Source organism: Methylobacterium ajmalii (assembly GCF_036448855.1).
Lineage (GTDB): Bacteria > Pseudomonadota > Alphaproteobacteria > Rhizobiales > Beijerinckiaceae > Methylobacterium > Methylobacterium ajmalii.
In genome coordinates this window covers 92,828-118,153 of the sequence record NZ_JAZFXT010000043.1, presented here as the reverse complement: position 1 = coordinate 118,153, position 25,326 = coordinate 92,828, and the positions used below count along the sequence as shown (strand labels likewise).

Sequence of the window (25,326 nt, the reverse complement as noted above, 5' to 3'; positions counted from 1 at the left end):
CGATGAACCCCGCCTCGTACCAGAAGCTCCCGCAGGAGCTGTACTCGATCGGGTACGCCAACTTCCTGTACCGCCGGCCCGGCACGGGCGGCTGGTACAACGGCGGCGACATGGATAATGTCGGCTTCAACTTGAGCCCGACGCGCAAGCAGCGCTACGGCAAGGACGGCAACGTCTCCTACCTCGCCACCGAGAAGACGACCCGCATCGATCCGCAGCTCAGCGCGAAGTTCATGCAGGAAACCGCCTTCGTGCGCGCCGCCTCGCTGCTCGGCGTGCCGCTGAGCGTCAAGCAGGACGCCGGCGACTTCACGCAGGACATCGATGATCTCGTGCCCGGAATGTATTACTGGACGGGCGTCTACGGCGCTTCGGATCCCGTGATCGAATACTCGACCGGCGCCGCCGCCCTGGCGATCCTGGACCCGTCCTTCTACCGCCTCTCCGATCCCGCGCTCGGCGTGATCCAGCTGCTGCGCCTGCCCCCGGACGCCAAGAAGGACGTCGGCGGCAAGGTACCCGGCCGCTCGCACGTCACCGTCACGGCCGGCGACGCGGCCGCCGCGACCGAGATCGACGTCGGCACCGAGCCGGAGGTCGAGATGGAGGTGATGATCCGCATGGTCTCGGACATCGGCCAGAAGGGGGTCCTGCACCTCTACCAGTGGAACGCCTCGCCCGACGGCGAGAAGCAGTTCGTGACCCAGAACGAGGACTTCGAGGGCACCGTCCTCAAGGGGCGCTGCGTGAAGACCGACAAGGGCATCGGCCGCTGGCGCTCGCTCGCGGCCTGATCGCCGCGCGGCCCGCATGAATAGGGCCGGCCCGCGTGGCCGGCCCCAACGATCTCGACAATCCGGACAGGCACAGGGGACGGTAAATGGTTAAGTCGGTCGATTGGAAGGCGCTGCGCAAGACCGCGACCTACACGGTCGAGGGTCAGGACGTGACCTATCGCAAGCGTGGGACGCCGCGGCTCCTCGACAAGATCGCGCGGAACAAGGTCCTTGGGGACGCGATCCAGCACCTCATCGGGTCCTCGCTCAAGAGCAAGGCCAGCACCGTCGACGCGCTGAAGGACGCCGTCGCCGCGGCGGCCGAGGACAGCGGGCTCGACGCCGGCAAGGTCCTGCGCGAGCTCGTCACCAGCGTGCCCACGATCGTCATCGAGATCCTGGTCGAGGACACGGTGCTCGCCTCCGAGGACGAGCGCGCCGACTACCGCGACTGGGTCGAGCAGCTCGGCCCCTCGGGCCTCGTCGACGCGATCACCGGCTGGGTCGACCTCAACATGCCGGAGTTCCGCGCCCCTTTAGTGCGAGCCCTGGCGGCGGTGCTGCAGCAGGGCGGGGCGATCCTGTCGGCCGTGCAGGCGGCCGCCCGAGGCCAGACCGCAGGCGACGCGATCGAGGCGGCCAAGGCGGCGTAGAGCCGGCGCCCCAGCCATTCTGGGCCCGGATCGCCGACGCCCAGCACACGCTGGGCAAGGCCCGGGGCCAGGCCTGGATCGAGGAGGCCTGCCCCTTCGACCTCTTCTACTACCACGACCTGGAGATGAGGCAGCGCAACGTGGCGCTTCGCGAGCAGCTCCACGTGATGATGGCGGCGTCGGTGTCCGCGGTCGACGGCGGCGAGGCTTTCCATTCCATGGACAAGTCCCTGGCCCCGCCCGGCCGGCCTCGTCCCCGCCCCGCCGAGGGCGAGGCCGGGAAGGCGCCGAAGGCGGAGGTCCTCTCGGCGAAGGAGAAGGCTCACGCGGACGCCGCCTTCGAGGCGGCCATGGCGATCTGGGGAGAGATCTGAGATGGGCGGCGCACCCGAAATCGGCGTCCGGATCAAGGGGTCCGGCAGCGAGGAGATCCGCCAGCAGCTCGCCCTGATCCGGCGGGACGCGCAGGATACGTTCGTCTCGGTCGACCGGGTCGCCGGCTCTACTTCGAGCAGCGTCACCGCCTCCCTGACCAGGTCAGTCGGCGCCGTCGCCACGGTGAACTCGTCCGTGGGCGGCCTGGCCTCGACCCTCCGCGGTTTCGGGGACAGCATCGCCAACGCGTTCTCCTTCGTGCTGCAGAAGGTCGTCGAGACCTCGGGCCAGATCTCGCTCGGCGCCGGCATCGCCGGGGCGGGCCTGACCGGGCTCGTCTACTCGGCCCGCAGCTACACCCAGACCATCGCCGAGGCCGTCTCGGGCACCGCCGGGCTGGCGGACCAGCTCGGCCTCACGGTCGGCGAGTTCACCCGCCTGCAGGCCGCCTTCCGCACCAACGGTGGTGACGGCGACAAGCTCGGCGAAGGCCTCGTGTCCCTGCAGGGCAAGGTCCTGCTGCTGGCCAAGGGCAACGAGCAGGCGATCGAGGCCTTCGGGCAGCTCGGCCTCTCGATGCGCGACCTGCGCGACGGGAACGGCAACCTCCTGGGCACGCGCCAGCAGCTCGACCTCGTCCTCGACCGCCTCGCCGACGTCGAGCGCCCCGCGCTGCGGGCGAAGGCCACGCTCGACCTGTTCGGCAAGTCCGGCGCCGAGCTCGGGTCCCTCGTCCACGAGGGGTCCCTCGGCCTGGAGGAGGCGGAGAAGAACATCGAGCGCTTCGGCACGGTCGTCGACGACGCCACGCGGGAGAGCTTCGACGAGGGCATCAGCGCGCAGGGCAAGCTGGCGGAGAGCCTGAAGGGCCTCGGCCTGTCGTTGACCCGCGTGTTCTTCCCCTTCTTCACGGAGAGCTCGAAGGGCCTGTCCGACTGGCTCAACAACAACCGCGAGGCGATCGAGAAATTCCTGGGCCGCGTGAGGGACGTGGCCGAGAACGTGAAGACCGACCTCAAGACGGTGTTCTCGCTCGTCACCGGCGGCATGGGCGGCCGGCGCTGGGGCGACCGCGGCTCGACCGACGACGAGGGCGACGGATACCTCACGCCCCTGATCAGGTCGCGGAAGGTCGTCGTCAACGGCCGCACGCGCGACCTCGACGACCTCGATGCCACCGCGCGCAAGACCGCGCCCGGCACCGCGACCGCCGCCCGCGCGAAGGGCGACCTCGGCCCGCTCGAAGCGACGGGCGCCGCCCGGCCGTTCTCGGACCCCGCCCCGCGCACCGACGCCACGCCGGGCCCGGCCGTCGTCCGCGACGGCAGGCCCGACTACGACAGCCTCGGCCTTCGTCGCGGCTACGTCGCGGGCCAGGGCCCGCGCGCCGCCCGCGCGAAGGGCGGGCCGCAATACGACAGCCTCGGCATGAGGATCGGTGGCGACGCCGCCGCCGCGCCGGTCGAGCAGGAGGCCACCTCCGAGGGCGAGGAGATCGAGGCCGGCGGCGCCATGATGGTGCCCGAGGCCGCGACCAAGGTGGCCGCCTCGGCCGAGCGCTTCGCCGAGGTCAACGGCCGCCGCGTGCGCCTGGCCGTCCGGCGCGCCAACGAGGAGATGCGCGGGCTCGGCGGCCGCGTCTTCAACTACCCCGTCTTCGGGCAAGTGGCCCGGGTCGTCTCGGGCCTGAGCGCCGCGATCGGCGGCCTGTTCCGGGCGATCGCCTCGCGCGCCTTCGCGGACTTCGTCGGCCTCGTCGGCGCCGTCGGGAACGCCGGCGCGCAGGCCGGCCGCGCCATGGCCTCGCTCGGCGGATACATCGTCACGGGCGTCGCCGGGGTGACCGGCGCGGCGCCGTCCCTGACCGGCATGTTCAACGGCATCGCCCGGGCCTTCGCCGACCTGCGGCGCGGCCTGCAGCGCGGGTTCCGGACCCGGTGGGCGCGCGACCTGCGCCGCGCCGCCGACGACGTCTTCGCCACGCTGCGGGGCCTGACCCCGTTCGCGACGGCCGCCTGGCAGATGCTGCAGGGCCTCCTCGTGTCCGCGGCGGCGCAGCTCTCGGCGTTCACCGGGATGCTCCGCGGCCTGCCCGGCGCGCTCACCTCGATCGGGCCCGCCCTCACCGGCGTGCTCGGGACCGTGCGGCTGGGTCTCGGGTCCTGGCTCGTCTGGTTGGTGACCTGGGGCGCCGGGCTGTGGGCGACCGTCAACGGCTCGTGGATGCGGGTTGCCCTCGGGATCGGCTCGTACGTGCCGGTGATCGGCGCGGTCCTGTCCGGCATGCGGGGGATGCTCGACGGGTTCGCGCAGGGCACGCTCGGCTTCGGCATGCGCGTCGCGGAGGGGCTCGCCGGCCCCCTGAGCGCGGACCGCCTGAACGGCATGCTCGCCGGCGGGCGCCAGGCCCTCGACGGCTTCGCCACCGACGCGCGCTCGGCGGGCGACCGCCTGACCGGCGCCGTCCAGGGAATTCGCCCGCAGGTCGAGGCGGGGCTCGGCTCCGTCGTCGAGGGGATGCAGGGCGCGGCGGACCGCGGGCGCGACGCGCTCGGCGGCCTGGCGCGCGGCGCCGCGGATGCGGGGGCGGAGGCGAAGCGCTCGCTGGAGCAGCTGCGCCCCGAGGCGGAGCTGCGGGTCGCCGACGTCGTCGAGGCTATGCGCGGCGCCGTCGGCCGCGGCGGCAACGCCCTCGGGGTGGTGGCCGAGCTCACCGAGCACGCGGCCGACGCGATCGGCCAGCGGCTCGATGCCCTGCGGCCGGAGGTCGAGGGGCGCCTCGGCGCGGTGTCCGACGGGATGCAGGTCGCCGTCGAGCGCGGCCGCGGCACCTTGGACGGCTGGGCCGAGGGCGCGTTCGCCGCCGGGCGCAAGCTCCTCGATGTCCTGAACGAGGCCCGGCCGGAGATCACCGACCGGGTGGACGCGGTCACCGGCGGCGTGCGCGACGCGGTGGAGCGCGGGCGTGACGCCCTCGGCGGCCTGCCGGAGGCGGCGCGGGAGGCCTCGCGCAACCTCGGGCAGCGGCTCGAAGCCCTCAAGCCCGAGGCCGAGCGCGGCGTCGCGGCCGTCACCGGCGCGATGCGCGACGCCTCCGATCGCGGACGGGAGGCCCTGGGTGGCTTGGCGCAGGGCGCCGGCGAGGCCGGGCGCGCCGTGGCGGGCGCCGTCGACCAGGCTCGCCCGCAGGTTCGGGAGCGCGCCGCCGGCGTGGTCGAGGACCTGCGGGGCACCGTGCAGCGCGGGTCCGGCCTGCTCGACTTCCTCCTGCAGAAGGCGAAGGACTTCGCCGAGGGCTTCATGCGGGCCCTCGGGTCCCTGAACACGCGCCAGATCGCGGCGATCGCCTCGACGGCGCTGTACTTCCTGTCGGGGACGTTCAACAGCGCGACGCTCGGCTTCGGCTCGTTCGTCGGCGCGATCCTCACCGGCCTCCTGTTCATCCAGGAGCGCGTCGGCGCCACGAAGGCCGAGATCGCGCGCGGCGGCCCGGTGATCACCCCGTCGAGCTTCGTCGCGGGCGACCTGGCGGGCTCGGTCCGCGGCCAGCTCGGCGTCGTCGTCGGCGGCATCCAGGCGGCGACCCAGCAGGGCCGCGGGCTCCTCGACGGCTTCCTGCGCGGTGTCGCGGCGGCGGCGCGCGGCCTCATGGAGACGCTGTCGCGCCTGAGCCCGGGCGGCACCCTGCTGCGCTTCATCGGCCTGGCGATCGCCCTCTACGGGTTCGCGTTCCGCAGCCTCGAATTCAAGATCATCGGCGTCGCGGTCGCGGCCTTCGCGGGCTCCATGACCGCCGTCGAGCAGCTCACAAAGGCCACCGGCGACCGGCTCAAGGCCAACGGCGGCCTGGCGCAGCCGGCCTCCCTCGCCGTCGACGGCGCGAAGGAGCAGCTCGTCGGCCGCCTCGGCGGGATCCTCGACGCGTCGAAGGAGCGGTTCCGCGGGTACGCGGGCGGCGTCGGCGGCATCCTCGGCACCATCGGCGCCGGGCTGCGCGGGCTCCTGTCGGAGACCTCGATCGTCCTGCCGTTGATCGCCGGGGGCATCGGCTTGGCGCTGCGCTCGCCGGCGCTGCAGGTCGGCAGCGTCGTCGTGCTGCTCTCCGCGCTGCTCGACAAGTACATGAAGACCCTGTCCGGCGGGCGCGAGCAGGCCGCCGCGGCCGAGCGCTCTCGGGGCCCCGACGGCGCCGCCATGGCCACGCCGGCCTCCCTCGTGCAGAAGGCGGCGCTCCCGCTCGCCGCGGTGGCGCTGCCGGCCGCCTTCCCGCTGCTGACCTGGTTCACCCGCGGCATGACCCTGCTCGGGCGCGAGCTCGCGCCGGCGGCGCGGATCTTCAACGGGTTCGGCGCGGCCGTGACCGGGATCTTCACCCGGATCGGCGCCGCGATCGGCAACGCCCTAGGGGTCAACGGCGCGGGCGCCAAGGGCGTGCTCGCGGGCGTCGCCGGCATCGTGATCGCGGTGCTCTACGCCACCGGCGCGCTCGGCGCGATGCAGGCTATGGCCCTGCTCGCGACGACCACGTTCGCCGGCCTGTTCTACATCATCGGCATCGGGACATTCACCTTCACCCTGCTGTCCCAGACCGTGATCTTCGCGGTCCGGGCCATGGGGCTCGCTGTGTTCCTGATGTCGGCCCTGGCCGCCGTCGCGAACGGGGTGTTCGCCGCGATCCGGGCCGGCTTCATCGCCTTCCGCACCTTCATGCTGGTGACCGCGGCGCTGACCCCGCTCCAGTTCGCCCTCGCCATGGGCGGCATCGTGGTCCTGGCCGCGGCCGCCTTCGGGGCGATCCTCTACTTCTTCCCTGAGACCCGGAAGGCGTTCGCCGGCCTGTGCCGGGCGATGGTCTCGGCCTTCGGGGTCGCGGTCGACGCCCTGCGGGCGACCTGGGGCTTCTTCATCGACGTGTTCTCCGACGAGGACGGGGCCACGATCGGTTTCTTCCGCGCCATCGGCATGATGGGGCGCAAGTTTTGGGACGACTTCCTCAACATCGGCATCGCGGTCTGGAACAAGCTCAAGTCGTTCTTCGGCCTGCCCGAGACCGCCTACATCAACCGGGCGCAGGAGGCCTACGACGAGGAGGTCAAGAAGCGCCTCGGGCAGTCGAAGGAGGACTATCAGGGGATCCGGCAGCGCCAGGTCGACCGGATCGCCCGGCTGCGCGCCGAGGGCAAGCTCGCGCCCGAGGACCCGAACAACCCGGACCTGCCGGCCCCGGCCGAGATGGCCCGCCGCCGCGCGGCGCGCGCCGCCCTGGCCCGTGCCGAGGCATCGGGCAAGACCGGCGAGGAGGCGGCCGCCGCCGCCAACGCCGAGCTCGCCGCCAAGAAGGCCGAGGAGGACAAGAAGGCCGCCGAGGAGAAGGAGGGAGGCTTCGACGGCTTCCTGCGCCAGACCGGCAAGTCGCTCTCCGACCGCTGGGGCGCGACCGCGAAGGACGCGAAGGGCCAGGACCGCGGCTTCCTGGACCGCAGCATGGAGCTGCTCGGGCTCGGCGGCGGCGGCAAGGACGGCAAGGGCGGCCTGCTCGACAGCCTGTTCGGCGCGTTCAAGGCGCCGTCCAAGGAGGAGATGGACAAGTACGCCGCGCAGCTGCGCGCGCAGGGCCTGGGCGAGGCCGACGTCAAGAAGAAGGTCAAGGAGAAGTTCGGCGACGGCAAGGGCTTCCTCGGCGGGCTCCTCGACGCCCTGAAGGGCAACGAGGCCGAGGCCAAGGTCGAGGTCCCTGAGGTCCCGGATTTCAACGCCAAGATCAAAGGCCTGCTCCAGCCCGCCGTCGCGGAGGAGGAGGAGGACCCGAGCGAGCGTCCCGGGATCTGGGGCGAGCTCCACCGCGCAAGCAAGGGGCTGTCAGGGGCCTCGGCCGGCGGCCGCGAGGACGACCTCGTGATCGGCGCCAGCGGCCTGTCCGGCTACCTCCCCGGCGGGCGAGACCCCGAGCCGCCGCGCAAGCGCGAGCGCCGCGCGGGCCTCGACGTGCGCGGGATGCTGGGGGGCCTCGACCAGGGCCTGTCCGGGCAGTCCGACTTCGCCGGCGGGGTGCCGGAGCCGATCATCCTCGACGCGCAGCAGCGCGAGGCGGCCCGGCGCCGGCGCGAGCGCGGCGGCGAGGGCGAGGACGCCCGCAAGGACGTGAGGCGCGTCGGGCTCGTGATCCAGCCCGGCGACGACGGCCTCTACGGCCGCCAGGAGGGGATCGACAGGATCGTGAAGCAGCTCACCGACGTGGGGATGCGTGTGAAGACCGACATCGCGAGGGACGCCTGATGAGCGCGCTCACCGACACCGACCTGCGCATCGTCGGCATGCGCATCCCCTCGGGCGCCATGCGGGGCCTGAAGGGGGAGCTGGCGCCGATCGACAACGGCCCGATCGTCGAGATGGACGACTTCTCCCTGCGCGACCAGACCTCGCCGGCGGGCCGGAAGTTCGAGGGGACGATCACCTCGGAGGACGTCCACATGCCCCCGGTGTTCGGGCTGTGGAAGGGCTCGATCCTGACGATCGACTTCCCGCTCATCATCGAGGAGCCGGTCGAGATCGCGCAGATCCGGCCGGCCGCGCCGGGGTCGCTCTTCTACATCGACGAGGCCGACGCGATGGAAGTCCCTGCGCCGGACGCCCCGAATCGGGGAAATTATCCGGAGGCGGCTTTCCGCTGCTACCGGCCCCGGATGACGATGATGCTCATGGAGCCGTGGAAGCTCTCCTTCGACGAATGGGGCGCCACGGTCGGCGTCACCATGAAGCTCAGGGAGGTCTGACGTGGACCCCTGGGCCCTCACGTTCTGCATCGCCCTCCTCGACCGGGAGGACACCCCCTTCGACCCGGTCGCGCACAAGCGCCGCGACATCGGGATCAAGAGCGTGTCCGTCCGCGAGGAGGAGGGCGTCGACACGCACGTCTGCACGATCGCCACCTCCGGGATCCAGCCGGCCGACATCGCGGGCCGGCGCTGGGCGTGGCTCTCCTTCGTCCTGCGCGACGGCACGGCGGCGCCGATCGCCCGGATGAAGCGCCGGCCCGCGGCGCCGGCCGAGGCGCAGGGCGAGGTCCAGCTGGAGTTCGACGTGCTCCCTTCCGACTGGATGGCGCGGCGCGACGTGACGCTCGCCCCCCTCAAGGTGCTGCCCTGGTTCGACCCGATCCTCGTCTCGTCCGAGCGCCTGAACGACCCTGTCGAGATCCTCGACGGCCACCGGCGCGTGGTCCACTTCGACCGCGTCACCGGCGCGTGCACGACCCCCGAGCTCCTCGGCGTCGGCCTGCCGGTGAAGGCGGTGCCGAAGCGCAGCCGGGTCGGCTGGCGCAACGGCGGCGGCGTGAAGATCCGGCGCTCGAAGCAGCCGCTGGCGGGCGTCCAGGTCGAGCTGTCGATGGCCTGGCAGCAGGCCGACGACGGCTTCATCGACATGACCCCGGCGCTGAAGGCGGCCTTCGGACAGGGCGCCATCGGCGACCGGACCGCCTCCGGGCCCTCGCCCTCGAAGCTGGTGCCGCGCAACGTCGTCTCCACCCTCACGCCGGACGCGTTCGAGAGCTCGTTCCCGGAGCGCGGCTCGGGCGTCGGCGGGGCCTCCGGCTACACGATTTTGGCGGCGCGGTGCGTGGCGATGGAGCCGCCGCCCGGCGCCCCCACGCGGACCGGCGCCCTCAGGGGGCAGAAGGCGCGCTACGACTTCACCAGGGACACCCAGCTCAAGGACCCGATCGGGCTCGGGTTCGACGTCGCCTACTTCGATGCCTCGCTCGCGGTGCAGTACAGCCTGCGCCAGCGGCGTGAGGAGTACGCCAACTTCTTCATCGCCAACCGCAACGTCGCCTACCAGGACGGCGCGATCGAGAAGCTCACGCTGCGGTGCGAGGACGGCACCGTCGACACCAGCACGGCGCCCTACCTGCCGAACCAGAACGTCGCCCTCGGGGACGTGCGCCGGGTCGGGATCTACCTGTGGATCGCCCGCCGCGCCCACGTCACCCGCGGCAGCTTCAGCGAGGACCTCTACGCCGCCGACGGCACCCTGCAGTGGGAGCAGCTCCTCACCAATGGCTCGCCCGCCGGCACCGCGAATCTCGCCACGTGGTTCGGCTCGCGCCGCGGCGAGGCGACCTGCGTGGCCGCGGCGCACAAGGGGATCAAGAAGCTCTCGCTGACCCAGCGCTGCATCCAGGCGAGCTTCACCATGCTCCTGGAGGATTGGATCGAGGCCTCGACGCGCTGGACCGTGCAGCTCGACGGCGTCGACCACCCCCTCATCAAGGACGGGCGGTTCTTCGGGAAGGTGATCGGCGTCGAGATCGCGAAGGGCGGGCCGACCGACTTCGCGAAGGTCATCGTCACTGCCGAGGGCTGCGACGGCGGCGGGGTCGCAGGGCCCGACCAGCAGCACGGCGTGAACCCGTCGGGCGAGCTCTGGGACGGGATCACCCTGTCGTCGGCGATCGGCCAGCCCTACCCGGCGACCCCGGTCCCCGGCGGGGTCATCGTCGTCGAGAACGCCCCGCAGGAGCAGGTCGCCTACGTTCAGGCCAACGACTTCACCGGGGAGTTCCCGCGCAACGACAAGACGAAGAACGACCCGAAGCACCTGCTCGCGCAGGTCAAGACCAAGCTGAAGCAGTATTACACGCCCATCAACGGGCAGCCCACGCTCCGCGTCGACTACGGGCTCGCGGCCTCGGCGTGGAGCGGACCGGCGCAAGTCGCCTACCAGGAGTTCTGAGATGCAGGCGAATGCGCAGGAGCTCGCCCGCCTGATGCGGCGGATGATGGCGAGCCAGGATCGGGACGCGGGCTCCAACACCGTCCCGCAGACCCTCGGCAACCAGGCGATCCCCTACAGCGACAGCGCCGACGGCGAGGTATCGGGCCGGATCGAGCAGGGGCGCAGCGACACCTACGCCGATCGCGACGACCGGGGGCCGGCCTATCGCGGCGCGCCCAACGACATGGCCTGGCGCGACCAGAACCGGCTCTCGATGGGCGGGTACCGCGAGCGCGTCGAGTTCGCGCCCGCGGACAAGGACGGCGCCATCGTGACGCTCGACCCGGGCCGCGCCGCGACCTGGTGGATCGACTGCGCCGGATCGGTCACGATCCAGATCGCGGATGCCGAGCCCGTCCAGGGCGTCGATGAGTACGCGCCGGCCGCGCAGCAGGCCGAGCTAATCACGATCTTCGTGGTGCGGAACAAGGACAAGAGCATCACCTGGCCGAGCGATTGGAAGTGGAGCGTGGAGGTCCGCGGCGGAGCGATCGGATCCGACAATCCTTTCGCGGCCGCGTCGGCCGACGCGCAGATCGACGCCTTCACGGTCGTGAGGATCCCGAACCGCGGGACCTTCGCCTTCGTCTCGGGCCGGAAGTTCGCCTGAGATGTTCGCCCGCCACCTCCTCATGACGACGACCTCGATCCCAACCGGGCCGCAGTGGCAGGTCTCCGACGTCGGGCTCTACAGCCCCTCGACGCTCTATGAGCTGGATCGGGCGAACCGGATCTATTACCGCACCACCGGCAGCCGGCCGACCTATGCGACGGCCGGCACCGTCGGCACGGACGGCAAGATCCTCGTCGTGAACACGCCCTCCGGCGGGACCCGGCGGATCAGCCTGTTCGCGACCGACAAGACGGGCCCGATCGGTGCACCGCTCGCGAACTACGCCCCTCCGACCGGGACGCTGTGGAAGTTCTACGGTCGCGCCGCCCTGGTCTCGGCCCCCTCCGGATCGGCCTTCAACGGCAACCTGTCCTACGCCCTGACGCACGTGGACATCGCCACCGGGACCCGGTACCCGATGGGATCGATCCAGACCTATGGCCTCGGGGATCCGGGGGCGCTCAACACCGGCGACGACTGCCTCGCGCTGACGGGCTCGTTCCGGGGCACGTTCCTCGGGTACAAGCAGGGCTCGTCGAACGAGTGGGCGCAGACCCTCCAGGGCAATGGCCCCCGCGCGTCCAGGGCGTATGTCCCGCGCCAGGTCTACGACGAGGCCGGCGTCGCGGCCTTCTGGCGGATGAGGGCCGATGCGACGCCCGAGAGGGTCCACCTCCTGCCGTGGAGGCGGCCGCTGACGGCCGACACCCGCGTGCGCGCCTACAGCCTGCAGATCCAGTACGAGACCGTCGGCAGCTCCAACCTCATGCAGTCCGCGAACCGGCGCGGGCGGCTCTACTGCGGGGCGTACCTGACCGTGCACGAGATCGAGCTCGGCCCCTCAACCGGATCCGGGACGCTCGGGGGACAGGCCGTCACGAAGCACCGCATGACCGTGCACCTCACCAAGCTGGAGGGGTTCATCGTCATCGACAAGTCCAGCGTCCGCTTCATCGCCACGGCGCAGGCCTCGGACGACACGGGCTACGACGTCGCCCAGTACGTCAACGCCGATGGGTCGCCGTCGAGCGAGTTCGTCATGGATGGGTACGGCTATTGGTCCTACATCCAGCCCCAGCTCGTCATGGCGGGCGCGACGCCGATCAAGGTAACGGTCAACAACCTCCTCACCGCCCCCTACGACGCCAGGGGCGGGTTGGCGCTGACCTCCTGGAACGTCCTCGATCTCGCCGGCACGTTCGTGCGGACCGGCAGCTTCCCGCCGAACTACGTCCAGAGCGGGGGCGGCTACAGCTACAGCGTGATCCTGCTGGCCTCGGCCGACCTACTGATGAGCCCGATCCTGGAGTACGGAACCGGGTGGGGCAGCTTCGACCTCGGCACCACCTGGGTCAGCCTCACCGGCTGGGGCCCGCGAGGATCGACGAAGCCGACGGCGCCCCGGCCGCCGGACCTCCCCGCGGAGAACACCGACCTGCAGGGCTCCGCGCAGCCCGAGTTCTACACCTAGCCGTCGGCCGGGAGGCGCGCCGCGAGCGCGGCCTCGAAGGCCGCGGGGAAGGCGGCGATCGCGGCATTGGCCACGATGTCGTAGAATGGGAAGGGCGGCCGGTCGTAGTGCAGCTCGTGCACGATCAGCGCCAGGATCTCGGTGTGGCCGCCCGGGTTGTGGCGGACGAGCGCCGGCGGCTCATCGAGCTTGAGGTGCACCCAGACCGCCCCGTTCGCGACTTCATCGTCGACGAAGTCCCTCGGCAAATTCCCGTATGCGTCGAGCCGCGCGTCGGGCCCCGGCACGAGCGGGCCCTCGGCGGTCGTGGCGTAGTCGCCCGGGCCGCGGGTGCCGCCGAGGATCTGATACTGCATGTACTGCGCTTGGATCGGCATCACCGATACCAAGGCTTCCAAGCCGTGGGGAGCATCGGGATTTCCGCTGGCCGGTAGCATGCCGATGCCCGCGAGCGTGAACGGCGTCGGCCGGTCGATGAACGCCGGCATCGCGGTGACCGCCGCGATCCGGGCGGCCCGGGCGGTCGCGTTCACGGCGTCGATCAGGGCAGGCCCGACGACCCGCTCCACCACCGCGTCCGCCTGCGCCTCGTAGGCCGAGACGTCGAATTCGATCTCGATCTTCATGGGGGGAGCGTCAGGCCAGCCCGTGCACCCGGCAACCCATATGAGTGCACCTCGCGTCGCCGTGCACTCAACACGAGTTCTCTGCACTCACGTTGTTCAGAAATCTGTGACAGTGTCGTTGTGGCTTGCGTGACCCGGTCACATGCTGTGGGCATGACCATCGCGATCCCCACAGATTTGGAATACCTTCCCGTCCACCGGTATGCCCGGTCGCCGAGACAGCAGACCGCATTCGAGCGCCGCGAGGCCGCCCGGAGGAAGGCCGAGCAACGGGAGCGCCAGCGTGACGCCGGCGTCCCGGATCCGACCGCCATCGAGCGCGCGTTGGTGGACGCCCTGAGGCTGTTCATGTGCGACCCCAAGATCGCCACCTCTCGGCGGATCGATCCCGTCGAGCTCCTCCGCTACGCCCGGGACCTCGCGATGTCCCGGGCGCATTCCGCCCATGAAGCAGACCCGTCGAAGCCGAAATACGAGAAAGCCGCCGTCGTCGAGGCGATCCGGAAGCGGGTTCTGACGCCCCCGAAAGCGTCGCGTGCGGCACCATGAGGGCCGCGTTGCAGAGTTCGACTTCCGCGTTGCAAACCCTAGGAGTAACGGGGGGAGAAGATGTCTCTGCCCAAAAGTCGACTTCCCGCTGTCACGCGTTAACCCGCGGCCAGGGATGAATGCTGAAACGCGAATTCGGCCACTTGCGGCGGGACGTCGGCCAGGCACATCTTGGGGGCACACGAGATCCCCCGGAGGCCCCCATGCAGAACCACGCAGCGCACATCAGCACGGACGTCGCCATGCGCGGGGCCACCATCTACAGCGCCTTGCAGCTGTCGATTGCCAACGTCCGCGAACAGGAAGCCCGCCGCCGCCGGGATGGGGTCTACGCGGTCGCCGATCTCCAGATCCGGTTGGAGGAAAGCCGGGCGATCGAGGCCGAGGCGATCGACGCGGCCGCCGCCTTGGACGCCGAGAACACCCGCTTGCGCCGGGAGCTGGCCGCGGCGAAGGCTCAGATCGCAGGGTTGAAGAGCGAGGCCGTCGCCTACGCCCAGATGGCCGGCCTGATCTAAGGGGGCGCCTCCAACGAGAAAGGGCCGCCGGAGGGGATCCGGCGGCCCTTTGCGTTTCGCGGATGGTGCCCTCAGCGGGCGTAGGCGGCCCCGAGATCAACGTCGTCCAGATCGGCGAAAGGGCGCTTCTCCGGGCGGGCCTCCGGCTCGGCGGGCGCCGGGGAGACGCCCGCCGCGATCGCCGTCTTCTCGGCCCGGAAGCTCGCGCGGGCCGCGGCGAGAGCCGCATCCAGATCGGGAGCCTTCGGGCACGGGGGGACGCCGGGGATCATGTCGGCCTCGCCGCGGGCGTTCAGGTGGCGCTCGATCGCCGTGGGGCTCGCGATCGCCAGGCGCATGCGGGCGACCGGCTCCAGGCCCTCCAGCCACTGCATCGTCTCGGGCGGGAGGGGCCGCTGCGCGTGCAGCGTCGTGACCCGCATCACCCCGTCCTCGCGCAGGCCTGCCCCGGCGTACCGGCGGACGAGCGCGGGCAGCGACAGGTCCTGCAGCCGAGGGGCGGGTGCCGGTGCGCTGTAGGCCGGGCCGTCGTTGCGGGTCCGCGCGCTGTCGGCGGCGGCGACCTGCGCGGCGAGCTGGCTCGGGCTCGCCGGCCGCTGCGGGAGGACGGCGCCGAGGAAGCGGCCGACGCCGGTGGCCGCGCCGATCGCGGCGCCGCCGGCGGTGCGTGCGAGCGCCATGCCGGGCTTGCCGACGGCGAAGTCGAGCCCCTTGCCGACGCCCTCGTTCACGGCCTTCGCGGCGTGCCAAGCGGAGCGGGCATCCCCGGCGAGCAGGTCGCCGGCCTCGTCGGCGATGCCGAGCAGCTTGCGCACGAAGCGAGCGATCGCCCGCGCCAGGGCCATCAGGAATTCCGCGAGGCGGCGGGCCGCCTCCATCCTCGCAAAGATCTTCGCCATCGTCCGTCCCCGTGTCCGTGTGGTGGGGGCCGGGTCCCGCCCGGCCATGGCAGAATTCAAGCGCGTGCCTTTGCAAGCTGCAAAGTCGCCTAGAGCGCGAGGGTCGGCTCCGGGGCGGTTTCGGGCTCCCCGAAGAGCGCGGCTCTGAGCGAATCGGTCAGCTGGCGCCTGTGCTGATGAAGGAGCGCCAGGGCGTGCGCGGTTGCGCCCTGATCGAGCGAAGCGCGCTCGGAAAGGGCGTGGCCCGTCCAGCAAGTGGATTGGCTCCAGCCTGCCGAATTGCGGTCGGATGCCCAATCGAGGTCTAAGGCGGAGAGGTGCCGGCAGGCCTCCAGCGCCGCCACCTGGACCGCGGGATCCGCGGCTCGCTCGTGCCAGTGAGGTAGCGACGGCGCGTTCAGGCGGGAGGTCGCGCGGGTGGCGTTGCCCCGGGCGGTCGTGACGAGCCGCGCGGCCTGCTCGCAGTCCCACTCGCGCCAGGCGTCGCTCGCGAGGAGCGCCTCCGCATCGGAGAGCTGCCGCCGCAGCTGCCAGGCGTGGGAGCGCACGACCTCCTCAAGATCCCTGCGAATCGGTATCGCGCGCGAGGCGCACCGGGCGACCTCGGCGGCGACGCGTTCCTCCTCGCGCCGCGCCCGCTCGGCCTGCTCGGCCGCCACCGCGGTGAGGGCTGCCTCCACGGCCTGGCGCGCCGGCTCGGCCGGGGCAGGCTCGGGGAGACGCCAGAAGCAGGGCACGAGCTCCTGGCTGGCGAGCCTCGTCCACGAATAGCCGCAGGCTTCCAACTGTGGCTTCGCGCGCTTCCACGCCACGGAGAACTCCGAGGGGTCTCCCTCGCCCGTCCACAACTGCATCGTGTGCCCGTAGCGGCGCCCAAGGCCGCGATCGGTCCACGCCAGGCCGAGGTCGAGAGGGGGCTCGGTATAGGGAATGGCCATGATCGGCGCCTCGTATTGCGAGTGGATTTTGACAGTAGATCTATTACCGATCCATCTCCCTTGGAAAAACGCCAAAGAGTTTGGCGTTTTTTTCGAGGTGACGGAGGCTACAAATTGGAGCTTGCCATATTGCAAATCTGAAACTCAAGGCCATACTTCATGGCACCTCGCCGAGGTGGCGATGGAGGTCCCCGTGCCCAAGGAACGTCTTGAGGAAGCGCGCCCACGTGCGCGCGTAGTCTCTACTGAGGAGGTCGTCGCCAGGATCCGTGACGGCGTCCGTGCGGCCGGGTCGCAGGTCGCTTACGCCCGTCGCCACGGCGTGAGCGAGGCCGATCTGTCGAACGCATTGCGCGGTCACCGCCCCCCGACGTCGGGGTTGATGGCGAGCGTGGGGGCACGCCGCGCCCTCATCATCGAGGAGCGCGCCTGTGGCTGAGACCGCTACCGCTCCATCGTTTCCGGCCACGTTCGACGCGGCCGTCATCACGGGCGGGTATCAGTCGGAGACGTGCTGGAACGCGTACGTAAATAGAGACACGCTCTGCGTGTGGGAGACTGATGATTGGCTCCCTCGTGGGAAGATCGTCGAGCGCTACTCCGATTGGATGCGAGCGCGCTTCACGAAGTACAAGGGCACCCCTGACCAACCGAGGACGTGGGGTGATGCGGGAAATCTCATCCATCATGCCCTGCGACTAGGCATCGTTGAGGAGCAAGCCGGGCCAGACGGTGAGCGGGGCTGGCGACTGCTTCATCGCGAGCTGCGCTGGATTGTGGAGGGGACCGGGTACAGGAAGCAGGCCGTCCAGGTGCGTGGCCTGCCCCCGGCCGCGCAGGCCGCCCGGTACCGGAAGGAGGAGGCGAACGCGAAGCGGCTAGCCACGCTCGCTCGGAACGCCCGCGCGAAAGCGTCGAAAGAGATCGACGCGCTCGTCGAGAGGATCCTGCGGGAGGACCCTGACGCCGTCGTGCCGCAGCGGTGGGAGAGGTGTGGGTGTCTCCCGGATCAGGCGATCGGCAAGCGGCTTGATGCCTACGCCGGCGTCGTCCGTGAGGCGCACCATACGGCCGATCTCGACCCCGCCGCGCTCAAGGCCTGGATCCGCGAACTCAATCTAGAGCGGATCCTGGCGAGGGGTCGCCCGGAGAAGCGAGCGAGAGCCCGGGCCGCCGAGCCGCGGCACGCCGAGATCCCCACCGACGACGCCAACGCGCTGGAGGCCCTGCTGTGAGCCGTCACCCGAAGCCGAATAGCGTGCTGTGCCGCGATGGCACCGGCCTCCGCGTGGAGCGCCTGGACGGCGCCTTGGCCGTCTACGCGCTTGCGAGGGACGGCCTTCGCCGGGAAGCGGGCCTCGATGCGTACGAATCGGTCGGCGGCGAAATCGGGCTGGAAGCCCGGCACGTCGGCGTCCCGGTCGATGTCGTGCGCGCGTACGTCCGCGCGCACCACGGCGTCGCGGCGATCCATCCCTTCGCCCTGGCGCTCCTCCGGGGCGAGGCGCCCCCGACCCCCGCGGCAGTCCAGGGCGGCGGGGAGGCCGCCCTCGGCCGCCCTTTTCACCCCCGGTGGCCGAGCCTGCCGCCCCCGCGGTCCCTACAGGGCCGCGCCGGGTTCTGGACGCCCTGGCTGAGGCCGTGATCGCGGCCCGCGAGATGGCCGCCGAGGCGCGTCGGACCCCCGAATTCAAAGGCCGCCTCGCCGCCGAGGAGGAGACCCGGTACTGGGGCCGGCTCGCCTCGTCCTGCGCCGGAGATGCGGCACGCCTCGTGCTCGTGACGCAGCCGCGATGGCAGGGCCATCCACTCCTCGATGAGGCGATCCGCCTGCGGGAGGAGCTCCAGGGGATCTTCGAGCGCGCTCACGCCCGGCACCGGGAGCTCAAGCGCCAGGCGATCCGGATCAGCTGACACCCCGGGTGCGACAAATTCGCCCCTGGAATCTCACCGTCTCAGTCCCTACTATTAGGGACCGGTTGGCGCTGCCGACCGATTCGCGGGAAACCCGACATGTCTCAGAAATCCAACTTCGATCGCGCCTCCATCCTCAGGGCCGCCTGGACCGCCGCGCGCGCCGCCGCGGCCGCCGCCGGCGAGGGCGTTCGCGCCCACATCGGCGCCGCGATGAAGGCCGCGTGGGGTGCCGCAAAGGCGGCAGCGATGACCCCGCAGCAGGCTCAGCTTCAGCAGGCGAACGCCGGCGCGGCGCGGATCGAGGCGCTTCACGCCCGGATCCGCGAGCTCGCAGGGGCCCCGAAGCTCGACTTGGAGGAGCTTGCGCCGCTCTTCGCGCAGATGCCCGGCGTGACGCACTGCGTCCCCGAGCCCCGTAGCAGCGACCGCCTTTCGATCACGGCGACCGGCACGCGCTGCGGCACCCTGGACCGCCCCTACACGATCCCGTTCCTGATGGACGCCTTCGCCATCCCGGCGATCCCGCGGGTGAACGAGTCCCTCGACGACGCGATCGAGCGCAACGACAAGAGGAAGGCCAAGCGCGCCGCCGAAATCGAGCGGGACGGCTTCGACCGTGCCGTGGATCGCACGATCATAAAGGGGCCCTACAGGGCGGAGGTAGTGCCCGCCGGTGGCGGTGAGATCGCCGTCGTCGTCTTCGCCGATCTCGCGGACGGAACGGAGAAGCACCTGGGCGCGGTCGTCATGGATCCTCTGCCGACGCGGCGCGAGGTCATCGACTTCGCGCTCGGGAAGCTCGGCTACTACAGCACGATCGACATGGATGCGGACGACGGTTCGGAGATCTCGACTGCGAAGTTGGCCGACCTGGAGAGCAGGCTGGCTCGCCGCTGAGGCGCCCCGGACCGGGTCCGACCCCCGGCCATCTTCACCAAAACCCCTCGCTCGAAGGACCCGCACCGTGAACGCTCACACCAGCACCGCGCCCATCGCCAGCCTGGGCCCCCATGCTCTCGTCAACGCCATCCTCGAAGAGCTGATCGACGCCTGCCCCCCAGTACCCGAGACGCGGCCGAGGCTCGGTGACGTCGCGCGGTGGTCCGATATCGTCGGGAAGGATGCCGCTAGGTTGCGCGCCTTGCACGACCGGGCTGCCGCCGGCGAGGAGCTCTCCCGCGAGATCACGGCCGTCGAGGGGCAGCTCTCCGACGCCCGCGCGCTGCTGGCCGGATACGTCGAGATCCAGGCGCTGGGGGGCCTGGACGGCAGGCCCTATAGGCTCGTCCCCGCGTGGATCTCGCCGCGGATCGCGGTCTACCGCAAGGGGGGCGAGGGCGATGAGACGCTCGCCTTCCGCTACCCGAGAGGGCTCGACCGAACGGCGGTCCTCGCGCTGATCGACGCCTATGAGGCCGGATGCGCCGACGGCCGCCGGGCCGCCTCGGAGGGGAGGTGAGCGTGGATCAGGAAACCCTGGACCAAGCCGGTCGCCTCCTGCTCGGCAACGACTGGAAATTGCCGATGGCGACGCTGTTGGGGCCCTATCACCCCGAGGGCGCCCGAGAGCGCCTGGACCCGCGCCTCGTCCGTCGATGGGCCGCCGGGGATCGCCCGATCCCGCCGTGGGTCGCCCCGGCCCTCGGGGCCCTCCTGCGGGAGCGGGCCAAGGAGCTCGCCCGTGACGCCAAGCTCGCCGCAGCCCTTTCGGAACGCCTGAGGCATGGAGGCCCACGTGCAACAACATGATGACGCCACCCTTCGCCGGGCAATCGAGCGAGCCCCGAGCTTCGAGGAAGCCGCGTCCGTCCTCGGAATGTCGAAGACGTGGACGAGGCGGCAGGCCGAGCGCCTCGGTGTCCGGACGCAGTTCCGCTACGGCGTGGAGCGCCTCCCTGACGACGCTCGGCTGAAAAGGATGCTGGCGGATGCGGGGCGCGGGCGTGGCATGGCGGAGCTTGCCCGCCGGCTCGGGGTCACGGAGGCGCTGATACTGGAGGAGGGCGAACGCCTCGGCGTGGATCCCCGCCGACAGACGCGCGCCGGCCTGCCGGATGATGCCACGCTCAAGCGCGAGTTGGAGACGTGCGCGCGGTTCACGGACCTGGCTCGGCGGTATGCAGTCGCCCCGCACACGATCCGGAACCAGGCCAAGCGCCTCGGCGTGCCGAGCCCGACCAAGCGTGCGAGGGGGTGATGGAGCAATCGAGCATCTTCGACCTGCTCGGCGATCCCGGGCCGCAGAGCCGCCCGGCGGACTGGAAAGCTCGCGCCCTCGCCGAGGGGACCGGGCGTGTCTACCGCCCGTCCGGCCTCTACCCGCACGAGCTCCTCGCATCGATCCCGGGCGGCGCATATCCGGGCCCATCCCCGAGGACGCTCGCCCGCGAGGCTAAAGAGCGCGAGGCCGCTAGCCCTCGTCCAGCCCCTCGCAGATCACCGCCCCGTAAGTCGACCCGTCGGGGCAGTCCCCCAGCCGGGCTCGTCTGAACCGCGGCCGGACGCAGCAGGACCAGTAGCCCGCATCCACCGGCGGTCGGGGGTCACCCGGCCGCCGGTTCGCGTTCGCCTCGGCCGCGCGGCGTTCCGCCTCGGCGAGGGTGATCGCGATCGCCATGCGCCCGCAGGTCTTGCAGGTCACCGCGCCCGGCGGGGGCTCCGAATAGGAGTAGCCGGACCGCACGGTCAGGCCGCCTCGGCCAGGGCCGCCGCCACCGCGGGGCCTGCCTCGCGGCGGCCTGCCTCGGCGAGCAGCTCTCCGATCTCCGCCAGGGTCACTGGCCGGAAGCCCCAGACGTCCACGCCGACGTCGCAGGCACGGGGAGTCGCGGGGATGGCCCCGTGCGAGTGACCGAACAAGTGAACTCGCCCCCGGTGGCTCTCCGGCCAAGCCAAGTGGGCGTAGTGCGACAGCCAGAGCGCGGCTGGCTCCGGCATCCCGCGGTCTTGGATAGATATCCTCAAGACGTCGTGGATCCCTCCCTCCCACGCCAAGCGATCACCGCGCGCCTCGTGGTTCCCGCGGATCAAAGTGCGATGGCCGTTCAAGCGATCGAATATCGACTTGGCATGCTTTTGAGAGCATCCGTACGCGAAGTCCCCCAAGTGAAAAACTCGATCATCCTTGCGGATGCGATTGTTCCAGGACGATATCATGCATTCGTCCATCTCCTCAGGAGACGAGAACGACCGTGGTCTTCCCATGCGCTCGGACAGCATGCCCGCATGGCCGAAGTGTGTGTCGGATGTGAAATATGTCGCCATGGGGAAACCCCCCTCGAACAGGAGAACGCTGGCCGCACGGGGGATCCCCGGCGGCGGGTGGCTGGCTCAGGCCAGGCGGCGTTTCCGTTTGAGGGTCATGGCAGGCGGCTCCCGATCTCGACGCAGGATCCGCGATCCGAGGGGAGCCGGCAAGGGCCGATTGGGGGCTTGGTTAGGGTTTCCCTGGCCGGCGGATACAACGGGGCGGAGGTCCCCGCGTTGTATCCCCGTTGTATCCCGCCCTTTCGGGGGTGACGCGAGGTTGTTGAGGAAACCCCTGCAAGCGCCTGTAACAACAAGAGAAAAGGAGTGGAGCGGGCGATCGGGATCGAACCGACGACATTCAGCTTGGGAAGCTGACGTTCTACCACTGAACTACGCCCGCAGCGGGGTCCGTCATACGGGCTCGCCCCGGCGCTGTCCACCCCGAAATGGCGACGCTCTAGCGGGGGGCCTGGGCGGCGGTCGGGTCGCCGCCGCCGGCGCCGAAGAGCTTGCGCAGGAAGCCCGGGGCGATCGCCGAGAGCGGGTTGACGCTGATGTTGGGGGCGCTCATCGCGCCGGCGACCCGGAAGTTGATCGCGAACAGGCCCTCGTTGTGGCCGCCGCCCAGGATCGGGCCGAAGATCGGCACCTGGGACACCACGTTGTTGAGGCCGTAGAGCGGCACGAAGGTGCCGGCGATGTCGGTGCGGTCCTTGGCGGTGTCGATCCAGCCGCCGAGGGTGAAGCCCATCGCCGGGCCGGAGATCGCGGCCTCCGCGAAGGCGACGCGGGTGCCGTTGCGCTGGAAGGCGGCGCGCAGCCGGTCGAAGCCGACGTCGTTGGCGTCGCTGCGCCGGTCGGCGCCCTCCTCGCCCTGGGCCATGATCCGGCCGAGCGCCGGCTCGTTGCGCAGGGCGAAGGAGCGGATCTGGACGAGGCCCGATTGCGGCCCGTCGTTCAGGCCCATCTGCAGCGACAGGAAGCCGCCCTGCATGCGCTTGTAGATGTCGAGGAAGCGCAGCGCCGCGCCGGCGTCGCTGGTCTCGGCGTTGAGCACCGGCGGGCCGGAGCGGTCGGCCTTCGCCACCTCGAGGCTCACCCCGGCCGAGCGCAGGCGACCCTGGATCCGCGCCTGGCGCAGGTCGTCGCCGCGCAGCGACAGCTTCAGGCTGGCGTTGGTCAGGGCCTCGTCGTTGAATCCGGTGAGGATCGCGAAGCTGAGGTCGGCCTCGACGTCGCGGGAATTGGCGTCCCGCCCGCCCTTGCGCGGCGGCGCCGTCATGGCGCGCAGGAACGGCCGGGCATCGGCGACGCCGCCCTTGGCGGTGATCCGGTAGCCGTTGCCGCTGCGCTCGACCTGGGCGCGGATGTCGTCGCCCGGCGAGAGCTTGAGGCTCGTGAGGTCGGCCCGCTCGAACCCGCCCTCGCCGTTCAGGAAGGCGCTGCCGCGCAGCTGGACCTGGCCGGATTCGAGCACGATGTCGCGCAGCTCGCTGCCCTGCGGGGTCTCGGTGAGGGCGAGGGTCAAGCGGCCGGGACGGCCGGCGGCCTTGGTCCAGCCCGGCACGAGCCCGTCGACGCTCGCCCGGGCGAGATCGGCTTCGATCCGGACCGGATTCTTGCCCGGACGGCCGAACGGCACGACGACGCGGGCACTGATCGGCCCGGCGAGCTGGGGCGCCGTCGGCAGGCCCTTGCGGGCGCGGGTCGCGTCGTCGAGGGCGAGCGTCACCACCGCCTCGCCGGGGGCGCCGGCCTTGGCCTGGTGCAGGTCGACGGTGAGCGGCGCCCCGGCGAGGCGCCCGTCGCCCTTCAGGCTGAAGCCGTTCCGGTCGTAGGCGAGCGCGAAGCGGCCGTTCTCGAGCCGCTCCTTGCCGACGATGCGGTCGGCGACGATGTCGGTGAGGCTGCCGCTCAGCGTCACCGGCAGGTCGGCGATGTCGGGTACCGCCTCGAGGGAGAGCGGGAAGTCGACGCGCAGGTCGGCCTGGCCGCGCAAGGACGCGGGGTCGATCTCGGCGCCGGCGAGCGAGCGGAAGAGCCTGGTCTGGAGCAGCGAGGCGAGCGCGTCGGCGCCACCCGTCAGGCGCAGCCCGATCTGGGCCGAGACGTCGTGGGGCACCGCGTCCTTGATGACGAAGGAGCCGTCCTGGAGGGCGAGCGCGCGCCCGTCCGGCATCCGGATCTCCGCGGTGGCGCCGCGGATCGTGGTGTTGCGCCCGGTGACGAGTCCGGACACCCGCGCACGGGAGAGGGGCGGCGCCTCGGACGAGATCGTCAGGCCGCCCTCGCTCACCGCGAAGGCGATCCGCACCGCCTGGTCGGGCATCGGCTCGCCGCGGGTGGCGGCGGCGAACTCGGCCATGCTCATGTCGACCAAGATGTCGAGGCTGTCGAGCCGCCCGGTGCGCAGGTTGTCGACGAGGTAGGCGCGGATCGGCGGCGCGACGTTCTCGGGCCACAGCCGCAGGGCGGCGCGGCCGTCGGTGCGCTCGGCGGTGATGCGCAGGGTGAGGCCGCCGTCGTCGGCCTTGGTGCCGAGCGTGCCGCTGACCGTGCCGCGCACGCTCTCGCCTGTCAGCGTCAGCCCGTCGATCTGCACGCCGCCGTCGCGGCCGGTGAGGCGGGCATCGACCTTGGCGATCCTGACCGGGGCGTCGCCCGGGGCGGCGCCGCGCAGGACCGCGTCGGTGCCCGAGAGCGCGGCGGTCCAGCCGGGCCCGCCGTCGGGGGGCGCCGCCCAGGTGCCGGCGAGCCGCACCCGGTTGCCGCCGCCGCGATAGTCGAGGGACTCGACCGCCAGCGTCCGGCGGGCCTCGTCCCAGGCGCCGTCGACCGTCACCGCCTCGATCGTCACCGGGTTGAAGTCCTTCTCCTCGATCAGCAGGTTGCCCTCGCTGGTGGCGAGCCGGAAGGTCATGCCGTCGAGGCGCGCGCCGTGCATCGCCACCTGGGCCCGGCCGGAGAGCTTCAGGTCGGTGGTGAGCGGCAGGCGCGACTGGCCCGACAGCAGCAGCAGGTCGGGCGCGGGCAGGTCGTCGAGGGTGAGGACGCCGTGACGGCCGCCGTCGGGCGCCTCCTCGACGTCGCCGCCGAAGCGCCAGGCCCCGTGCGGGCCGACGATGCGCATCTCGAACACCCGGGCCGGCCGGGTCGCGTCGCGGCTGAACAGGCCGTCGACCCGCGGAAACACCACCCGCTCGGCGCCGGATTCGTCGAGCAGCGTCAGGCGGGCATTGGTCAGGCGGGCCCGGTCGAGGCTGCCGATGACCCCCGACGGGTCGAGCACCACGCTCAGGATCGACGCCACCGTGGCGGAGACCGGCGAGACGGTGCCGCGGGCGGCCACCACAGCCGGCGGGGTGTGGGGCTTGGCCTCGGCCGGGTCGTTGGAGGCCGCGAAGGCGATCGAGCCGTCGTGGTGGAGGAGCGCGCGCAATTGCAGGTCGCGGAACTCGACCGAGCGGGCCTGGACCGAGAGGCCGAACAGCGACCACAGGTCGATGGCGACGACCGCGAGCGGCGCCCGCACCACGAGGTCGCCCTCCGGGTTGCGGATGTCGAGGCCGGTGGTGCGCAGCGCCAGCGCGCCGTCGCGGTCGATCTCGATGGCGCTGTCGTGCAGGCTCGCGGTCCAGCCCGGGCCGAGGCGCTCGGCGATGCCCGCCGCCACCCGGGGCTCGAGCCAGGCGAAGCTCATCGGCCCGCTGGCAAGACGCAGGTAGGCGAGGCCGAGCCCCGTCAGGAGGAGGAGAACGGCCGCGAGCTTCAGGAACAGCACGCCGCGGATGCAGGTCCGCAGGAACGAGCGGCGCAGCTTGGCCGGCACGGCGCAGGCCGTCTCGACCGCATTCTCCCCCTGGGGCGTGGCGTCTCCTGGTGTCGCTCGACCTGTCGTCACGCGTGCGCCGCCACTCCGGGCGCCCGCGGGCGCCGCCGTTTGAGGGACCCTTGGGCCGGAGTCCGC

22 protein-coding genes and 1 tRNA gene are annotated in these 25,326 nt (G+C 71.5%); 17 read left to right on the top strand and 6 right to left on the bottom strand.

The window, feature by feature from the left end; genetic code table 11:
* The first annotated feature begins 2 nt into the window (after positions 1-2).
* The 8 genes from V3T34_RS18190 to V3T34_RS18155 all read left to right on the top strand — a co-directional run bounded on the left by V3T34_RS18190 (position 3) and on the right by V3T34_RS18155 (position 12,663).
* Entirely contained in the window at positions 3-794 is a 792-nt protein-coding gene (locus V3T34_RS18190; protein ID WP_305078429.1) for a hypothetical protein, read from the top strand.
* Positions 795-880: 86 nt separating this feature from the next.
* Positions 881-1,429, top strand: a complete 549-nt coding sequence (locus tag V3T34_RS18185; protein WP_305078430.1) for a hypothetical protein — start codon at positions 881-883, stop codon at positions 1,427-1,429.
* A gap of 125 nt (positions 1,430-1,554) precedes the next feature.
* Complete coding sequence (locus tag V3T34_RS18180) at positions 1,555-1,803, top strand: hypothetical protein (protein WP_305078431.1); 249 nt, start codon at positions 1,555-1,557, stop codon at positions 1,801-1,803.
* Position 1,804: 1 nt separating this feature from the next.
* A complete protein-coding gene (locus V3T34_RS18175; RefSeq protein ID WP_305078432.1) occupies positions 1,805-8,080 on the top strand; it encodes a hypothetical protein in 6,276 nt (2,091 codons plus the stop codon).
* Positions 8,080-8,577 (top strand): hypothetical protein, encoded by a 498-nt coding sequence (locus V3T34_RS18170; RefSeq protein ID WP_305078433.1) that lies wholly within the window; start codon positions 8,080-8,082, stop codon positions 8,575-8,577. The genes V3T34_RS18175 and V3T34_RS18170 overlap by 1 nt, the downstream gene beginning before the upstream one ends.
* A gap of 1 nt (position 8,578) precedes the next feature.
* Entirely contained in the window at positions 8,579-10,537 is a 1,959-nt protein-coding gene (locus V3T34_RS18165; protein ID WP_305078434.1) for a hypothetical protein, read from the top strand.
* A 1-nt stretch (position 10,538) separates the two neighbouring features.
* Complete coding sequence (locus V3T34_RS18160; RefSeq protein ID WP_305078435.1) at positions 10,539-11,189, top strand: hypothetical protein; 651 nt, start codon at positions 10,539-10,541, stop codon at positions 11,187-11,189.
* A gap of 1 nt (position 11,190) precedes the next feature.
* On the top strand, positions 11,191-12,663 hold the full coding sequence (locus V3T34_RS18155; protein WP_305078436.1) for a hypothetical protein: 1,473 nt from the start codon (positions 11,191-11,193) through the stop codon (positions 12,661-12,663).
* Here the strand turns inward: V3T34_RS18155 and V3T34_RS18150 are convergent.
* Positions 12,660-13,289, bottom strand: coding sequence for a hypothetical protein (locus V3T34_RS18150; protein ID WP_305078437.1), 630 nt, complete (start codon positions 13,287-13,289; stop codon positions 12,660-12,662). The two genes, V3T34_RS18155 and V3T34_RS18150, sit on opposite strands and share 4 nt — an antisense overlap.
* 153 nt (positions 13,290-13,442) lie before the next feature.
* Between V3T34_RS18150 and V3T34_RS18145 the strand changes: the two genes are divergently transcribed.
* Entirely contained in the window at positions 13,443-13,838 is a 396-nt protein-coding gene (locus tag V3T34_RS18145; protein WP_305078438.1) for a hypothetical protein, read from the top strand.
* Between the two features lie 203 nt (positions 13,839-14,041).
* A complete protein-coding gene (locus V3T34_RS18140) occupies positions 14,042-14,356 on the top strand; it encodes a hypothetical protein (RefSeq protein ID WP_305078439.1) in 315 nt (104 codons plus the stop codon).
* A 71-nt stretch (positions 14,357-14,427) separates the two neighbouring features.
* Here the strand turns inward: V3T34_RS18140 and V3T34_RS18135 are convergent, their stop codons facing one another.
* Entirely contained in the window at positions 14,428-15,255 is an 828-nt protein-coding gene (locus tag V3T34_RS18135; RefSeq protein ID WP_305078440.1) for a hypothetical protein, read from the bottom strand.
* 89 nt (positions 15,256-15,344) lie between these two features.
* Positions 15,345-16,193 carry a hypothetical protein gene (locus V3T34_RS18130; RefSeq protein ID WP_305078441.1) on the bottom strand — a complete coding sequence of 283 codons (849 nt, stop codon included), beginning with the start codon at positions 16,191-16,193 and terminating at the stop codon, positions 15,345-15,347.
* Between V3T34_RS18130 and V3T34_RS18125 the strand changes: the two genes are divergently transcribed.
* From V3T34_RS18125 to V3T34_RS18095, 7 genes are all read left to right on the top strand, one after another.
* Positions 16,186-16,632, top strand: coding sequence for a hypothetical protein (locus tag V3T34_RS18125; RefSeq protein ID WP_331369257.1), 447 nt, complete (start codon positions 16,186-16,188; stop codon positions 16,630-16,632). The two genes, V3T34_RS18130 and V3T34_RS18125, sit on opposite strands and share 8 nt — an antisense overlap.
* Positions 16,625-17,428: a hypothetical protein gene (locus V3T34_RS18120; RefSeq protein WP_305078443.1), complete on the top strand. Its 804-nt coding sequence runs from the start codon at positions 16,625-16,627 to the stop codon at positions 17,426-17,428. Before V3T34_RS18125 ends, V3T34_RS18120 begins: the two co-directional genes overlap by 8 nt.
* A complete protein-coding gene (locus tag V3T34_RS18115) occupies positions 17,425-17,838 on the top strand; it encodes a hypothetical protein (RefSeq protein ID WP_305078444.1) in 414 nt (137 codons plus the stop codon). The genes V3T34_RS18120 and V3T34_RS18115 overlap by 4 nt, the downstream gene beginning before the upstream one ends.
* Positions 17,835-18,107: a hypothetical protein gene (locus tag V3T34_RS18110; protein ID WP_305078445.1), complete on the top strand. Its 273-nt coding sequence runs from the start codon at positions 17,835-17,837 to the stop codon at positions 18,105-18,107. The genes V3T34_RS18115 and V3T34_RS18110 overlap by 4 nt, the downstream gene beginning before the upstream one ends.
* Positions 18,108-18,206: 99 nt before the next feature.
* Complete coding sequence (locus tag V3T34_RS18105) at positions 18,207-19,007, top strand: hypothetical protein (protein ID WP_305078446.1); 801 nt, start codon at positions 18,207-18,209, stop codon at positions 19,005-19,007.
* A gap of 67 nt (positions 19,008-19,074) precedes the next feature.
* Complete coding sequence (locus V3T34_RS18100) at positions 19,075-19,569, top strand: hypothetical protein (RefSeq protein WP_305078447.1); 495 nt, start codon at positions 19,075-19,077, stop codon at positions 19,567-19,569.
* Between the two features lie 264 nt (positions 19,570-19,833).
* Entirely contained in the window at positions 19,834-20,307 is a 474-nt protein-coding gene (locus V3T34_RS18095) for a hypothetical protein (protein ID WP_305078448.1), read from the top strand.
* Positions 20,308-20,795: 488 nt separating this feature from the next.
* Here the strand turns inward: V3T34_RS18095 and V3T34_RS18090 are convergent, their stop codons facing one another.
* From V3T34_RS18090 to V3T34_RS18080, 3 genes are all read right to left on the bottom strand, one after another.
* Positions 20,796-21,047, bottom strand: a complete 252-nt coding sequence (locus tag V3T34_RS18090) for a hypothetical protein (RefSeq protein WP_331369256.1) — start codon at positions 21,045-21,047, stop codon at positions 20,796-20,798.
* Positions 21,048-21,684: 637 nt separating this feature from the next.
* Positions 21,685-21,759 (bottom strand) — tRNA-Gly (locus V3T34_RS18085).
* A gap of 57 nt (positions 21,760-21,816) precedes the next feature.
* A complete protein-coding gene (locus V3T34_RS18080; protein WP_305078455.1) occupies positions 21,817-25,140 on the bottom strand; it encodes a YhdP family protein in 3,324 nt (1,107 codons plus the stop codon).
* Positions 25,141-25,326: the final 186 nt, after the last annotated feature.

Excerpts from the sequence above, each read along its gene's own strand:
- V3T34_RS18190 (WP_305078429.1), top strand. The coding sequence starts at position 3 with ATGAACCCCGCCTCGTACCAGAAGCTCCCGCAGGAGCTGTACTCGATC.
- V3T34_RS18185 (WP_305078430.1), top strand. The coding sequence starts at position 881 with ATGGTTAAGTCGGTCGATTGGAAGGCGCTGCGCAAGACCGCGACCTAC.
- V3T34_RS18180 (WP_305078431.1), top strand. The coding sequence starts at position 1,555 with ATGAGGCAGCGCAACGTGGCGCTTCGCGAGCAGCTCCACGTGATGATG.
- V3T34_RS18175 (WP_305078432.1), top strand. The coding sequence starts at position 1,805 with ATGGGCGGCGCACCCGAAATCGGCGTCCGGATCAAGGGGTCCGGCAGC.
- V3T34_RS18170 (WP_305078433.1), top strand. The coding sequence starts at position 8,080 with ATGAGCGCGCTCACCGACACCGACCTGCGCATCGTCGGCATGCGCATC.
- V3T34_RS18160 (WP_305078435.1), top strand. The coding sequence starts at position 10,539 with ATGCAGGCGAATGCGCAGGAGCTCGCCCGCCTGATGCGGCGGATGATG.
- V3T34_RS18155 (WP_305078436.1), top strand. The coding sequence starts at position 11,191 with ATGTTCGCCCGCCACCTCCTCATGACGACGACCTCGATCCCAACCGGG.
- V3T34_RS18150 (WP_305078437.1), bottom strand. The coding sequence starts at position 13,289 with ATGAAGATCGAGATCGAATTCGACGTCTCGGCCTACGAGGCGCAGGCG.
- V3T34_RS18145 (WP_305078438.1), top strand. The coding sequence starts at position 13,443 with ATGACCATCGCGATCCCCACAGATTTGGAATACCTTCCCGTCCACCGG.
- V3T34_RS18140 (WP_305078439.1), top strand. The coding sequence starts at position 14,042 with ATGCAGAACCACGCAGCGCACATCAGCACGGACGTCGCCATGCGCGGG.
- V3T34_RS18135 (WP_305078440.1), bottom strand. The coding sequence starts at position 15,255 with ATGGCGAAGATCTTTGCGAGGATGGAGGCGGCCCGCCGCCTCGCGGAA.
- V3T34_RS18125 (WP_331369257.1), top strand. The coding sequence starts at position 16,186 with ATGGCCATGATCGGCGCCTCGTATTGCGAGTGGATTTTGACAGTAGAT.
- V3T34_RS18130 (WP_305078441.1), bottom strand. The coding sequence starts at position 16,193 with ATGGCCATTCCCTATACCGAGCCCCCTCTCGACCTCGGCCTGGCGTGG.
- V3T34_RS18105 (WP_305078446.1), top strand. The coding sequence starts at position 18,207 with ATGTCTCAGAAATCCAACTTCGATCGCGCCTCCATCCTCAGGGCCGCC.
- V3T34_RS18095 (WP_305078448.1), top strand. The coding sequence starts at position 19,834 with ATGGAGGCCCACGTGCAACAACATGATGACGCCACCCTTCGCCGGGCA.
- V3T34_RS18090 (WP_331369256.1), bottom strand. The coding sequence starts at position 21,047 with ATGCCGGAGCCAGCCGCGCTCTGGCTGTCGCACTACGCCCACTTGGCT.